Source organism: Streptomyces sp. NPDC090108 (assembly GCF_044747185.1).
In the GTDB taxonomy this organism is placed as follows: Bacteria; Actinomycetota; Actinomycetes; order Streptomycetales; family Streptomycetaceae; genus Streptomyces.
Map to the genome: position 1 here is coordinate 125421 of NZ_JBIVDQ010000004.1, position 13402 is coordinate 138822.

Annotated in this window: 12 protein-coding genes; 7 read left to right on the forward strand and 5 right to left on the reverse strand. The window is 72.5% G+C overall.

Features of this window, described 5'->3' with window-relative positions; all coding sequences use genetic code 11:
• Positions 1-19: 19 nt before the first annotated feature.
• On the forward strand, positions 20-568 hold the full coding sequence (locus ACIPRD_RS15655; protein ID WP_356406728.1) for a DUF485 domain-containing protein: 549 nt from the start codon (positions 20-22) through the stop codon (positions 566-568).
• Positions 565-2157, forward strand: a complete 1593-nt coding sequence (locus ACIPRD_RS15660; protein WP_356406726.1) for a cation acetate symporter — start codon at positions 565-567, stop codon at positions 2155-2157. The genes ACIPRD_RS15655 and ACIPRD_RS15660 overlap by 4 nt, the downstream gene beginning before the upstream one ends.
• Positions 2158-2211: 54 nt before the next feature.
• Here ACIPRD_RS15660 and ACIPRD_RS15665 read toward each other — a convergent pair whose 3' ends face one another.
• Entirely contained in the window at positions 2212-2904 is a 693-nt protein-coding gene (locus tag ACIPRD_RS15665) for a response regulator (protein ID WP_401563341.1), read from the reverse strand.
• 159 nt (positions 2905-3063) lie between these two features.
• Between ACIPRD_RS15665 and ACIPRD_RS15670 the strand changes: the two genes are divergently transcribed.
• The 3 genes from ACIPRD_RS15670 to ACIPRD_RS15680 all read left to right on the forward strand — a co-directional run bounded on the left by ACIPRD_RS15670 (position 3064) and on the right by ACIPRD_RS15680 (position 5883).
• On the forward strand, positions 3064-3879 hold the full coding sequence (locus ACIPRD_RS15670; protein ID WP_356406721.1) for an ABC transporter ATP-binding protein: 816 nt from the start codon (positions 3064-3066) through the stop codon (positions 3877-3879).
• Entirely contained in the window at positions 3869-4732 is an 864-nt protein-coding gene (locus tag ACIPRD_RS15675) for an ABC transporter permease (RefSeq protein ID WP_401563344.1), read from the forward strand. Before ACIPRD_RS15670 ends, ACIPRD_RS15675 begins: the two co-directional genes overlap by 11 nt.
• Positions 4733-4821: 89 nt before the next feature.
• Positions 4822-5883 carry an ABC transporter substrate-binding protein gene (locus ACIPRD_RS15680; protein WP_401563347.1) on the forward strand — a complete coding sequence of 354 codons (1062 nt, stop codon included), beginning with the start codon at positions 4822-4824 and terminating at the stop codon, positions 5881-5883.
• A gap of 30 nt (positions 5884-5913) precedes the next feature.
• Here ACIPRD_RS15680 and ACIPRD_RS15685 read toward each other — a convergent pair whose 3' ends face one another.
• The 4 genes from ACIPRD_RS15685 to ACIPRD_RS15700 form a co-directional block, all read right to left on the reverse strand.
• Positions 5914-6594, reverse strand: a complete 681-nt coding sequence (locus ACIPRD_RS15685) for a response regulator (protein WP_401563350.1) — start codon at positions 6592-6594, stop codon at positions 5914-5916.
• Positions 6591-8258, reverse strand: a complete 1668-nt coding sequence (locus ACIPRD_RS15690) for an ATP-binding protein (RefSeq protein WP_401563352.1) — start codon at positions 8256-8258, stop codon at positions 6591-6593. The genes ACIPRD_RS15685 and ACIPRD_RS15690 overlap by 4 nt, the downstream gene beginning before the upstream one ends.
• Positions 8259-8348: 90 nt before the next feature.
• Positions 8349-9290, reverse strand: coding sequence for a sucrase ferredoxin (locus tag ACIPRD_RS15695; RefSeq protein WP_401563354.1), 942 nt, complete (start codon positions 9288-9290; stop codon positions 8349-8351).
• A gap of 134 nt (positions 9291-9424) precedes the next feature.
• Complete coding sequence (locus ACIPRD_RS15700) at positions 9425-10681, reverse strand: citrate synthase (RefSeq protein WP_401563356.1); 1257 nt, start codon at positions 10679-10681, stop codon at positions 9425-9427.
• Positions 10682-10793: 112 nt separating this feature from the next.
• On the opposite strand from ACIPRD_RS15700, the gene ACIPRD_RS15705 reads away from it, so the two are divergent.
• On the forward strand, positions 10794-11957 hold the full coding sequence (locus ACIPRD_RS15705) for a citrate synthase/methylcitrate synthase (protein ID WP_356406699.1): 1164 nt from the start codon (positions 10794-10796) through the stop codon (positions 11955-11957).
• Between the two features lie 335 nt (positions 11958-12292).
• Entirely contained in the window at positions 12293-13366 is a 1074-nt protein-coding gene (locus ACIPRD_RS15710) for a CobW family GTP-binding protein (RefSeq protein ID WP_401563359.1), read from the forward strand.
• The last annotated feature ends 36 nt before the right edge of the window (positions 13367-13402 follow it).

Genomic DNA, 13402 nt, shown 5'->3' on the forward strand with positions numbered 1-13402 from the left:
GATCTGTCCATGCTTGGGCATGCAGTCAAGCAACGATCGTTCCCGTGGAACCGGGGACGGTCCCGAGAGCACGGCAGAGAACCAGGAACACCACGGTGTGGCGTCCCGGGACGTGCGATACGAAGACCCTTGGTACGACAGGCCGGCCCCCGGCTGGGGCGCGCCGGACGGTACCGGGATGCCGGCCTCCGCCGTACCGTCCGCACGCAGGGAGAAGGGGTCGGCGGACGTTCGCGCCCGTGATGTGTACGCGGAAGTGCAACGCAGCGAGGCCTTCCGGGAAGTGCGCGGCAGGTACCGGAGGTTCGTGGTTCCCGGGGTCGCCGCCTTCTTCCTCTGGTACGTGGGTTACGTGGTCGCCGCGACAGCCGCCCCCGGTCTCATGGCCGAGCCGGTGATGGGAGCGGTGAACCTGGGGATGCTCGCGGGACTCGGGCAGTTCCTCAGCACGTTCCTGCTCACCTGGGCCTACGCCCGGCACGCGCGGCTGCGCCGGGACCGGGCCGCGCTGAACCTGCGGTGGGACACCCAGGAAATGACCCGTGGCGCGCAGGGAGGCGCTTCGTGACCAGCCATCACCAGACACTCGCTCTGGCGCTGTTCATCGGATTCGTGGCCGTCACCCTGGGGATCACCACCTGGGTGAGCCGCCGACGGCACGGGTCGGCCGAGGAGTTCTACGCCGGCGGGCGCCTCTTCTCCCCGATGGAGAACGGCTTCGCCATCGCGGGCGACTACATGTCCGCCGCCTCCTTCCTCGGAGTGGCGGGACTCATGGCCCTGTACGGCTACGACGGCCTGCTGTACTCGGTGGGCTTCCTCGTGGCGTGGCTGGTCGTGCTGTTCCTGGTGGCGGAACTGGTCCGCAACTGCGGCCGGTTCACCCTGGCCGACGTGGTGGCCGCGCGGATGAGCGAGCGGCCGGTGCGGATCGCCACGGGCACCTCCTCGGTCACCGTGTCCGTCATGTACCTGGTGGCCCAGATGGTGGGCGCCGGCAGCCTGGTGGCGCTGCTGCTGGGCCGGACGAGCGGGGCGGCGCAGGCCTGGACGGTCATCGGGGTCGGCGCGCTCATGGTCATCTACGTCTCGCTCGGAGGGATGCGGGCCACCACCTGGATCCAGATCGTGAAGGCGGTCCTGCTCCTCGGCGGCACCATCGTGCTCACCGTGCTCGTCATGGTGCGCTTCCACGGCGACTTCGACCGCCTCCTCGTCACCGCCGCCGAGCGCAGCGGGCACGGGAACGCGTTCCTGGCGCCGGGACTGAAGTACGGCGGCAACTGGACCGAGCGACTGGACTTCATCAGCCTGGGCTTGGCGCTGGTCATGGGGACGGCAGGCCTGCCGCACATCCTGTCCCGCTTCTACACCGTGCCGACCGCGCGGGCCGCGCGGCGTTCCGTGGTGTGGTCGATCGGCCTGATCGGCGGCTTCTACCTGATGACCATCGTCCTGGGCTTCGGGGCGGCCGCGGTGGTGGGACCCGACACGCTGCGCGAGTCGAACGCCGCGGGCAACACGGCCGTTCCGCTGCTCGCGCTCGATCTGGGCGGCGGGGCCTCGTCCACCGGCGGCACCGTCCTGTTCGCGGTCGTCGCCGCCGTCGCCTTCGCCACGATCCTCGCGGTGGTCGCCGGTATCACTCTGGCCTCCTCGGCGTCCGTGGCACACGACCTGTACGCGTCACTGAGGCGGTCGTCCACCACTCCGCGCAGCGAGGTGGCCGTGGCGCGTGTGGCGGCGGTCGGGATCGGCATCGTCGCGATCGCCCTCGGGCTGCTGGCCCGTGATCTGAACGTCGCCTTCCTGGTCGGTCTCGCCTTCGCCGTGGCAGCGTCGGCGAACCTTCCGGTGCTGCTCTACTCGCTGTTCTGGCGCGGCTTCACCACGCGCGGCGCCGTGTGGGCCGTCTACGGCGGCCTGTTGCCCGCGGTGGCGCTGGTGCTGCTGTCCCCGGTGGTGTCCGGGAGCCCCGGATCGCTGTTCCCGGACGTCGACTTCCAGTACTTCCCGCTGCAGAACCCGGGCATCGTCTCGATCCCGCTCGGTTTCCTCGCCGGCTGGCTCGGCACGATCACCTCCGACGAGGTCGCGGACGAGAGCAAGTTCGCCGAGACCGAGGTGCGCTCGCTCACCGGAGCCGGAGCCGTGTGACCCGCGGTGGCGCCACGGCCGTCGTGCGTGCAGCGGTGCACGGCCGTGGCGTCACTACGGTGCCACCCAGGCATAGCGGTGCTCCGGGCGGCCGGTGTCGCCGTACTTGAGGGAGAGCCGCAGCCGGCCCGCCTGTTCCAGGTGGCGCAGATAGCGCTGGGCCGTGGAGCGGCTCAGGCCGGTCCTGGCGGCGACCTCGTGGGCCGACAGCGGATGCTCCGAGCCGTGCAGGACATCGCAGATGAGGTCGGTCGTGGGCTCCGAGTGCCCGCTGGGCAGGCCCGGCGCGGACGGCGCGGGAGCTGTGCGCAGGGCACCGAAGATGCGGTCGACCTGCTCCTGTCCGGTCAGTCCGCGGCCGCCCACCCGGTCCACGGTACGGCGCAGCGCGGCGTACGCGTCCAGGCGGCTGCGCAGGGCGGCGAAGGTGAAGGGCTTGACCAGGTAGTGCAGGGCGCCCAGCCGCATCGCCTTCTGGACCGTCGTCACATCGCTCGCCGCCGTGATCATGATGACGTCGGCGCCGTGCCCCTGCTCCCGCATGCGGTGGACGAGTTCGAGCCCGGTGCGGTCCGGCAGGTAGTGGTCCAGCAGCACCAGGTCCACGGGGCCGCGTTCGACCGCGGCCAGCGCCTGGGCGGCGCTGTGCGCGCGGCCGGTCACCCGGAAGCCGGGAACCTTCCCCACGTACTTGGCGTTTATCTCAGCGACGCGGAAGTCGTCGTCCACGACCAGGACGTCAATCATCGGGCCTCTCCTTCAAGGCCGGCGAGCACGGGGGCCCGCGATTCGGCTCCGCAGTTGTAACGCGAGCAAAATGAGCACAACAGGTTCTTGCGAGCAAAAGAACAGGCAGTGCACACAAGACTGCTGCTGCGAGCGGGACCCCGCCTACCGTCCCGGGCCATGAGCGCAGACACCGGCCCCGCCATCGAGCTACGGGGCGCGAGCAAGACCTTCAAGACCCCGTCGGGGGGTCTGCACACCGCGGTGCGCGGGCTGGACCTCACCGTCCGCCGCGGCGAGTTCGTGGCCGTCGTCGGCCCGACCGGCTGTGGCAAGTCCACCACGCTGACGCTGGTCAGCGGCCTGGAGGAGCCCACGGAGGGCGAGGTGCTGGTGGCCGGCGAGCCGGTCCGCGGGGTCGGTGACAAGGTCGGGTTCGTCTTCCAGCAGGACGCCACGTTCCCGTGGCGGACCGTGCTGTCCAATGTCATGGCGGGCCCCCGGTTCCGGGGCGTTCCCAAGGCGGAGGCCAAGGAGAAGGCCCGCGAATGGCTGGCCCGAGTCGGCCTCGCCGCCTTCGAGGACCGCTATCCGCACCAGCTCTCCGGCGGCCAGCGCAAGCGCGTCGCCCTCGCCGCCACCTTCGTCAACGATCCCGACATCCTGCTGATGGACGAGCCGTTCTCGGCGCTCGACGTGCAGACCCGGGCGCTGATGTCGGACGAGCTGCTGGAGCTGTGGGAGGGCACGGGCGCCTCCGTCGTGTTCGTCACCCACGACCTGGAGGAGTCCATCGCGCTGGCCGACAGGGTCGTCGTGATGACCGCGGGCCCCGCGACCGTCAAGCAGGTCTTCGACATCGATCTGCCCCGGCCGCGCAAGGTCGAGGAAGTGCGCCTGGAGCCGCGGTTCATCGAGATCTACCGCGAGATCTGGGAGTCCCTCGGCGAAGAGGTCCGCATCACCCGCGAGAGGGGTGCCGCCCGTGTCGCCTGACGTCATCAGCACACCGGCCGTCGACACGGCCAAGGTCCAGGACCGCGCGGAGTCGCGCGCACAGGGCGCCCGCAGGCGCAAGGCGGCCGTCGCGGCCGTCCGGGTGCTGCTTCTGGTGGCCGTCCTCGGGCTGTGGGAGGCGCTCTCCCGGGCCGAGGTCATCGACCCGTTCAACTTCTCGATGCCCTCCGAGATCTGGAACCAGATCTACACCTGGGTGACGCACGGCACCGCGCTCGGCTCCCTGGGCGAACAGATCTGGTTCACGCTGTACGAGGCGCTGGCCGGCTGGATCATCGGGGTGATCGCGGGTGTCCTCTTCGGCATCATGCTGGGGCGGATCACGTTCCTCGCCGATGTCCTCGGTCCGTACATCAAGGTGCTCAACTCGATCCCGCGGATCGTCCTCGCACCGATCTTCGTGATCTGGTTCGGGCTCGGCCCCGCCTCCAAGATCGCGTCGGCCGTGGTGCTCGTCTTCTTCCCGGTGTTCTTCAACGCCTTCCAGGGCGCCCGGGAGGTCGACCGCAACCTGGTGGCCAACGCCCGTGTCCTGGGCGCCGGTGACCGGCAGGTGACCCTCCAGGTCGTCATCCCCTCGGCCACCTCGTGGATCTTCACGAGCCTCCATGTCAGCTTCGGCTTCGCCCTCATCGGCGCCATCGTCGGGGAGTACATCGGTGCCACCAAGGGCATCGGCCTGCTCGTCGCGCAGTCCCAGGGCACGTTCAACGCGGCAGGTGTGTACGCCGCCATGGTCGTCCTCGCCGTCGTCGCCCTCGTCGCCGAAGGCCTGCTGACCTTCGCCGAGCGCCGCATCTTCCGCTGGAAGCCGACCGGTTCCGACAGCTGACCCGCCCTCCCGCGGCCGTGCCGCGGGACCTCGCGCGCACCGACCGCAACTCCTCCCCGCACCGCCCTCTCACAAGGACGTGAACCGCCATGCGCAAGACCACCCGACACGCCTCGCTGGCCGTCGCCGGCCTGCTCGCCCTCACCTCGCTCACCGCCTGCGCCAACGACGCGGCAAGCTCCGCGGCCTCCGGTTCCGGCGTCAAGGGCGACGGCAAGGGGACCAAGGTCAAGATCATGGTGGGCGGCCTGGACAAGGTCATCTACATGCCGGCGATGCTCACCCAGCGGCTCGGCTACTTCGACGCCGAGGGCCTCGACGTGGAACTGCTCAGCGAGCCCGCGGGTGTCCAGGCCGAGACCGCGCTCGTCTCCGGCCAGGTGCAGGGCGCGGTCGGCTTCTACGACCACACCCTCGACCTCCAGGTGAAGGGCAAGTCCGTGGAGTCCGTCGTGCAGTTCTCGCACGCGCCGGGCGAGGTCGAGGTCGTCTCACGGAAGGCGGAAGGCGAGGTCACCTCGGCGAAGGACTTCAAGGGCAGGAAGCTCGGCGTCACCGGACTCGGCTCCTCCACGGACTTCCTCACCAAGTACCTCGCGGTCAAGAACGGTGTCCGGGTCGACCAGTTCACGCCGGTCGCCGTGGGAGCCGGTCCCACGTTCATCGCGGCACTCCAGCAGGGGTCCATCGACGCGGGCATGACGACGGACCCGACCGTGGCGACGATCCTGGCGAAGAAGGCCGGCAAGGTGCTCGTCGACATGCGCACCCCCGAGGGCTCGCAGCAGGCGCTCGGCGGCCCGTACCCGTCGTCCAGCCTGTACATGCAGACGGACTGGGTGAACGGGCACAAGGAGACCGTCCAGAAGTTGGTCGATGCATTCGTCAAGACGCTCCGGTGGATGTCCACCCACAGCGCCTCCGACATCGCCGCCAAGATGCCGGCCGACTACTCCCAGGGCGACAAGACGCTCTACGCCGACGCCATCAAGAGCACGCTGCCGATGTTCACCAAGGACGGCGTGATGCCGGCGAACGGCCCCGAGACCGTCGAACGCGTCCTCAAGGCGTTCAACCCCGCCGTCAAGAACGCCAAGGTGGACCTCGCCGCGACCTACACCACCGAGTTCGCCCAGAAGGCCGCGAAGTAGGCGTTCGCCGAACCCGGCCTGTGCATGGGCTCAGACGCGGGCCGCCCACACGTAGAGGTGTTCGGGGCGGCCCGCGTCGCCGTACCTCAGCGTCAGCCGGGCGCGTCCGGCGCGCTCCAGCAGCTTCAGGCAACGCTGGGCGGTCTGCCGGCTCACCCCGGTCCGCTCGGCGGTCTCGCGGGCCGACAGCGGCCTGTCGGCGCTCATGAGGGCCTGGCGGACCAGTTCGGTGGTCGTGGGGGAGTGACCCCTGGGCGGCTCGGGCCGCGAGCGCGCGGAGAGGGCGCCGAAGATGCGGTCCACCTCCGCCTGTTCGGCCTCGCCGCCCCCGTCCAGGGCGCGACGCAGCACGGCGTACGCCTCCAGCTTCGCCCGCAGACCCGCGAAGGCGAACGGCTTCACCAGGTACTGGAGGGCGCCGAGCCGCATGGCCGCCTGGACGGTCGCCACGTCCCGTGCGGCCGTCACCATGATCACGTCGGTCCGCCGGCCCCGCCGCCGCATCTCCCGGACGACCGACAGCCCGGTGCCGTCGGGCAGGTGCTGGTCCAGCAGGACCAGGTCGAGCCGCGGCAGCGTCTCCAGCAGGCGCAGCGCCCCGGCCGCGCTGTGCGCCTCGCCCGCCACGCGGAAGCCGGGCACCTTGCCGACATAGGCGGCGTTGACCCGGGCGACGCGGACGTCGTCGTCCACCACCAGGACCTCGATCACCCCGCCGTCCCCCCGGAACCGGCCGGCGTGGACGCGGTCTCCTCCCCGGTCAGTGTCTCCGCCAGGGCGTCGGGCAGCACGACGGTGAACTCGGCGCCCCCGCCGCCCGCCGTGCCCACCGTCGCGGTCCCGCCCTGCCGTTCGGCGAACCGCCGTACCAGCGACAGCCCTATGCCGCGTTTGCCGTGCGCCGGCGGCTTCTTGGTGGACCACCCGTCCGTGAAGACCAGCTCGCGCTGCTCCTCCGGCACCCCGGGCCCGGTGTCGCGCACCCGCAGGACGGCCGTACGGCCCTCGGTGCGCAACTCGACCTCCACGCGCGCGTGCGGGCGGCCCGCGACCGCGTCGAGCGCGTTGTCCACGAGGTTGCCCACGACCGTGACCATCCCCCTGGGATCGACCAGCCGGTCGGGGAGCCGGGTGGGTTCCGACACCCACAGCGCCACCCCGCGCTCGGCGGCCACGGTCGCCTTGCCGACCAGCAGCGCGGCGAGCAACGGGTCGTGGATCTTCTCGGTGACCTGCTCGGCGGTGACCCGGTGGTCGCCGACCACCTCGCCGACGAACTCCACCGCGTCGTCGTACATCTCCAGTTCGAGCAGCCCGAGCAGGGTGTGCATGCGGTTCGCGTGCTCGTGGTCCTGGGCGCGCAACGCGTCGATCAGGCCGCGCGTGGAGTCGAGTTCGCGGCCCAGCTGCTCCAGTTCCGTGCGGTCGCGCAGGGTGGCGACGGCGCCTCCGTCACCGGTCGGCATCCGGTTGGCGACCAGCACGCGCCGGCCGCGCACGGTGAGCAGATCGGTGCCGGTCACCCGCCCGGCCAGGACATCCGTCGTACGACCGCCGCCGAGCGCCTCGTCCGGGGAGCGTCCGACGGCCTCGTCGCCGATGCCCAGCAGCCGGCGGGCCTCGTCGTTGAGCAGGCGCACCCTGCCGTGCCGGTCCAGGGCCACCACGCCCTCCCGTATCCCGTGCAGCATCGCCTCGCGCTCCGCGAGCAGCGCCGAGATGTCGGAGAACGCGAGGTCCCGGGTCTGCCGCTGCACCCTGCGCGAGACCAGCCAGGCGGCCAGCGCGCCCACCGCGAGCGCCCCGCCGGCGTAGGCGAGGAGTCCCGGGATCGCGCCGATCAGCCGGGCGCGCACGCTGTCGTACGCGATGCCGACGGAGACCGCCCCGACGATCCGGTGACCGGCGCCGTACAGCGGCACCTTGCCGCGCGCGGAGCGGCCCAGGGTGCCCTTGTCGATCCCCATGACCTGATCGCCCGCCAGGGCCCGGCTGGGGTCGGTGGAGACCCGGTGGCCGATCTCCGCGGCCGTCGGGTGCGACCAGCGCACTCCGCGCGTGTCCATCACCACGATGTACTCGGCGCGGGTGGCGTGCCGGATCCGCTCGGCCTCCCGCTGGACGAGGCCGTCCGCGGCCGGGGCGGTCCGCTGGACGCCCTCGGCGATCCGCGGGTCCTGGGCGGTGGTCTGCGCGATGGCGAGCGCGCGGCGCATCGCCTCCTGGTCCAGCTGGCTGCTCAAGGGGGCGAGGAACAGCCCGGTCGCGAGCACCGCGACCCCCGCGGCGATCGTCACCTGCATGAGGAGCACCTGGGAGAACACCCGCCGGGGCAGACCGAGGCGCAGGCGGCGAGCGGGTGCGGTGGGGCTCATGGCCCCGACGTTACGCGGCGGCGCCGGCCGGCCCCCGGCGGGGTGCGGCAGGGCTCTCGCGGGGAGCCGCCGGGAGGACCGCGGGGGAGTTCAGCTCGCCAGCGCCGTCGTCCGCAGCGTGCGGACCTCCACGACCTCCAGCCGGCCCGGGGTGCCCAGCACCGCGGCGCCGCAGCTCTCCGGGCGCGGCGGCAGACCGGCGGCCTGAGCCACGGTCACCCGCCAGCCCCGGCCGTCCGCGTGGGCGACCGTGACGTCCCAGCGGGGCGCCGAGCCCAGGGTGCGCACGACGCTCAGCACACCCGCCGCGTATTCGTCCGTCATCGCGCGCACGGCCAGCTCGGCCGCCTGGCCGGGCCGTTCCCACGCCGAGCAGCCGCGGCAGCCGTCCGTCAGCACGCGACCGTCGCGCGCGGAGCGCAGGGCCTCCTCGACGGTGCGCGCGTCGGCGCGGCCGTACGCGTAGCCGTACGGCAGGACCAGGACCGTGGGTGCGAAGCGATGACCACCCAGATGGGTGACCTCCCAGACGCCCTCCACGCCGGAAGCGGCCAGCTCGGCGGCGAGGGGACGGCCGAGCAGCGCGCAGCAGCGGTCGCGCTTGCCGTTGGTGCACACGAGCGCGAGCGGATCGCCGGCGTGCGGCCGGCCGCCGAGTGCCGCGTCGAAGGAGCGGTGGTCGCCGGCGCCCAGCGCGGCGAAGTCCAGGCCGAGCAGCCGGTGCGGATCGCGGGTGGTGGCGCTGTGCAGCCAGATGTTCCCGGGGACGGTGTGGGCCACGTACACGTGGCGCAGCGGCGGCGCGCCGTGGTCCGCGTGGCGGCCGGGACGCCGGATCAGCGCGATGCGGACGCCCGTTCCGGCGGCCGCGGCCTCCAGGGCGCGGCCCAGCGCGGGGTCGAGGTGGCTCGACGTGAGGGCCTTGGCACCCCAGGGGCCGGGTTGCTCCAGCAGCAGCCACGTCGTCGCCGTGGCCGCCGTACCGGAAACGGGCTCGTCGAGGCCCTCGGAGACGGTCGTGCACCTACTCACAGAGGTGAGCCTAACCTGACTTCGAGCGGGGTGACTTCCCGGCCCCGCCGTGTCCCCGCGGGGGCCGCCCCGCTCGCCCCTCCGTCCCGCCCCTCCGTCCCGCCCCTTCTGTCCCGCCGCTTCCGTCCCGCCCGCTACTCGGGCATGGGCTGTGGCGGGCGCGGTCCGGCGTAGTGCCCGATGGGGCGCATGCGCAGCGGGCGCTCGCCGTACTCCTCCAGGGCGTGGGCGATCCAGCCGGCCGTGCGGGCGACCGCGAAGATCGTCTCGCCGGCCGTGGCGGGCATGCCGCAGGAGGCGGTGAACACGGCCAGGGCCAGGTCCACGTTGGCGTGCAGCGGGGCGTGGCGGGCGGTCGTGGTGACGATGTCGCGCGCGGCGAGCAGCGCGGGTTCCGCGCGCGGGACCTGCTCCAGGAGACCGAACAGGACCCGCGCGCGCGGGTCCTCGCCGGTGTAGAGGCGGTGCCCGAGTCCGGGCACGCTGCGGCCCGCGCGGAGCACGTCGGCGATCACGGGGACGGCGGTGCCCTGGTCGAGCACGTCGAGCAGCAGCCGGTGGGCCAGTCCGCTGGCGGCGCCGTGCAGCGGGCCCTCCAGTACGCCGAGCCCGGCCGAGACGGCCGCGTAGGCGTGCGCGCGGGCCGAGGCGGCGACCCGGACGGCGAGGGTCGAGGCGGCCAGGTCGTGGTCGGCGAGCAGGGCGAGGGCGGTGTCCAGGACCCGCAGCGAGGCCTCGTCCGGGGTGCGCCCGGTCAGCCGGCCCCACAGGCGCTGGGCCAGGCGGGGGCCGTCCTCGTGGCCGGGCCGGACCGGGGGCAGCGCGGCGACGAGCGTGGGGATGAGGACGCGACCCGTGCCGAGCACGGCCTGCTCGGACAGGTCGAAGCGCAGGGGGTCCTCGGCGGCCGCGGCGATCGCGGCCACGCGCAGCCGGTCGGTGGGGGAGGCGTGCTCGGACAGGGCGTTCACGGCACGGCGCGCGACCGCGACGGTGGACGCGGGCGCGGTGAAGACCGCGCCGGGAGCCGGCCGGCCCGTCCAGAGCCACTCCGCGACCTCCTCGTAGGAGTGCCGGGCGGCCAGTTCCGTGGCGTCGACCCCACGGAAGTAGTAGCGGTCCTGCTCGATCAGCGTGAGGCGGGTGCGCACGGAGAGGTCGTTGGCGGAGCCCGAAGTGCCCGCGGCGTCCCGCCTGTTGCGGCGGGCCAGGGACTCCACCTCCTTCGTGTCGAAGGTGCTCGCGCGGCCGCCGGGCTCACGTCTGCTGCTGAGCAGGCCGCGGCTCACATAGGCGTAGACCGTCTCGGGTTTCACGCCGAGCAGCTCGGCGGTCTCCTTGGTGGACAGCCTTCGCCCGGGCCGGTCCTGGGCGGTTCCGTGATCGCGCATGGGGTCACCGTAGCCGTCTGTGCACACGTTGATGCGTTGATGTTGATCGGATCAATATTGACAGCCATTGAGTCAAGCATGGACAGTCGGATCAAGTTCAGGGAGGAACACCATGCCGATCAACAGGACCGCACCTCTTGTCGACGTACCGCGCGGTCTCGCGGGCGTCGTCGTCACCGACACCGAGATCGGGGACGTCCGCGGACTCGAGGGCTTCTACCACTACCGTCAGTACCCGGCCGTCGAACTCGCGCGCACACGCGGCTTCGAGGATGTCTGGCACCTGCTCGTCCACGGCACGCTCCCGGACCCCGAGCGCCGAGCCGCCTTCCTCGCCGAGACCTCGGCACTGCGCCGGCTGCCCGAGGAGGTCCGCGCCGCACTGCCCGCCGTCGCCGCGGCCGGACGCACCTCGGGCCCCCTGGCCGGGCTCCGCTCGGCACTGTCGCTGCTCGGCGCCACCCAGGGGTTCCGGCCGGTCTACGACATCGACGCGGACCGGCGCCGCGCCGACACCGTCGCCGCCTGTGCCGCCGTACCCACCCTGCTCACCGCGCTGTACCGGCTCGGGCAGGGGCTCGACCCGGTGGAACCGCGCGAGGACCTGCCGTACGCCGCCAACTACCTGTACATGCTGACGGGCGACGAGCCGGATGCCCGGCAGGCCCGCGCGGTCGAGCAATACCTGATCTCCACCATTGACCACGGTTTCAATGCGTCGACCTTCACCGCACGGGTGATCGCGTCCACCGGCGCCGATGTCGCCGCCTGCCTCGTGGGAGCCGTCGGCGCGCTGTCCGGACCGCTGCACGGCGGCGCGCCGAGCCGTGCCCTGGACACCCTGGACGCGATCGGCACCCCGGACCGGATCGACCCCTGGATCCGGGAGCGGGTCCTCGCGGGCGACCGGATCATGGGCTTCGGGCACCCCGTCTACCGCACCGAGGACCCCCGTTCACGCATGCTGCGCGAGATCGCCCAAGGCTTCGGCGGTCCCCGGGTCGACTTCGCCGTCGAGGTCGAGCGGCGTGTCGAGAGCATCCTCGCCGAGCTCAAGCCCGGCCGCGAACTGCACATCAACGTGGAGTTCTACGCCGGCGTCGTCATGGAACTCTGCGGTCTGCCGAGGGAGATGTTCACCCCCACCTTCGCCGCGGCCCGCGTGGTGGGCTGGAGCGCCAACATCCTGGAGCAGGCGGCCGACTCGAAGATCATTCGCCCGGCGGCGCGGTACGTGGGTCCGGCACCGCTGCGGAATCCGCCGACGGCGGCCTGACACCCCGGACGGCTCGAAGCCCCGGACGGCACCCGAAGCCCCGGACGGCTCGAAGCCATGGGAGTCCCGAAGCGATGGGCGTCCCCGAGCGGCCGGGCCGTCCGGAGAGGTGCGGGCTGCCCGGAGAGGTGCGGGCTGCCCGGAGAGGCGAGGGCTGCCCGGAGCGGCCGGGATCCGCGGAGGGGGAGGGCTGCCCGGAGCGGCCCGGGCCGCCGCGCCGCAGGAGGGCGGCACCCGCGGCCCCTCGTATCCTGGACGGCCAGTCCATCCGCGTCCGCGTGCCGCGCCCGGCCAGGGCGCGGGGCGTCCGCGTGCCGCATGAGAGGTGCCGATCGTTGGGGAACAACCGGAACGGCCGCAGCCCGCAGCAGATCCCGGTCGTCGTGCTCGCCGGGTTCCTGGGCTCGGGGAAGACCACACTCCTCAACCACCTGCTGCACCGCAGCGGGGGCAGCCGCATCGGGGCCGTCGTCAACGACTTCGGGGCGATCGAGATCGACGCGATGGCCGTCGCCGGGGCCCTCGGCGACTCCACCGTCTCGCTCGGCAACGGCTGCCTGTGCTGCGCCGTCGACGCGAGCGAACTCGACGAGTACCTGGAGCGGCTCGCCGCGCCCGCCGCGGGCATCGACGTGATCGTCATCGAGGCCAGCGGCCTGGCGGAGCCGCAGGAACTCGTACGGATGGTGCTCGCCAGCGAGCATCCCGGCATCGTCTACGGCGGCCTCGTCGAGGTCGTCGACGCGGCCGAGTTCGACGACACCCGCGCCCGGCACCCCGAGATCGACCGGCACCTCGCGCTCGCCGACCTCGTCGTGGTCAACAAGCTCGACCGAGCCCCGGACGCCGACCGGGTCCTCGGCCTGGTCCGCTCGCTCACCGACCGCGCCGCCGTCGTCCCGGCCACCTACGGACGCGTCGACCCCGAGTTCCTCTTCGACTGCCGGCCCAGCGAGGAGCGCGTCGGCCAGCTGTCCTTCGACGACCTGCACGAGCACGGAGCCGACGATGACGGCGACGCCGCTCACCTGCACACCGGCTACGACAGCCTGTCCTTCACCTCCGCCGTCCCCATGGACCCGCGTGCCCTGATGCGCTTCCTGGACAGCCGCCCCGAGGGGCTGTACCGGATCAAGGGGTACGTCGGCTTCGGGCCGTACGACACCGCCAACCGGTACGCCGTGCACGCGGTCGGCCGCTTCCTGCGTTTCCACCCGGAGCCCTGGCCGACGCCGGGCCCCCGTATCACCCAGCTCGTCCTCATCGGCGCCGGCATCGACGCCGACGCGCTCGGCAAGGAACTGGAGGGGTGCGAGAGCGACGCCCCGCACGCCGACGAAGCCGGCATGTGGGGCGTCCTGCGCTATGTACCGGCCCCGGACGAGGACCCGGAGGAACCGGCCCTCTAGCCCGGACCCGGCCCAGGGGGCGTCTCCCCGATCTTC

Coding starts and splice junctions, on each gene's coding strand:
- ACIPRD_RS15700 (WP_401563356.1), bottom strand. CDS start 10,681: ATGCGCGATCACGGAACCGCCCAGGACCGGCCCGGGCGAAGGCTGTCC.
- ACIPRD_RS15670 (WP_356406721.1), top strand. CDS start 3,064: ATGAGCGCAGACACCGGCCCCGCCATCGAGCTACGGGGCGCGAGCAAG.
- ACIPRD_RS15680 (WP_401563347.1), top strand. CDS start 4,822: ATGCGCAAGACCACCCGACACGCCTCGCTGGCCGTCGCCGGCCTGCTC.
- ACIPRD_RS15705 (WP_356406699.1), top strand. CDS start 10,794: ATGCCGATCAACAGGACCGCACCTCTTGTCGACGTACCGCGCGGTCTC.
- ACIPRD_RS15690 (WP_401563352.1), bottom strand. CDS start 8,258: ATGAGCCCCACCGCACCCGCTCGCCGCCTGCGCCTCGGTCTGCCCCGG.
- ACIPRD_RS15655 (WP_356406728.1), top strand. CDS start 20: ATGCAGTCAAGCAACGATCGTTCCCGTGGAACCGGGGACGGTCCCGAG.
- ACIPRD_RS15665 (WP_401563341.1), bottom strand. CDS start 2,904: ATGATTGACGTCCTGGTCGTGGACGACGACTTCCGCGTCGCTGAGATA.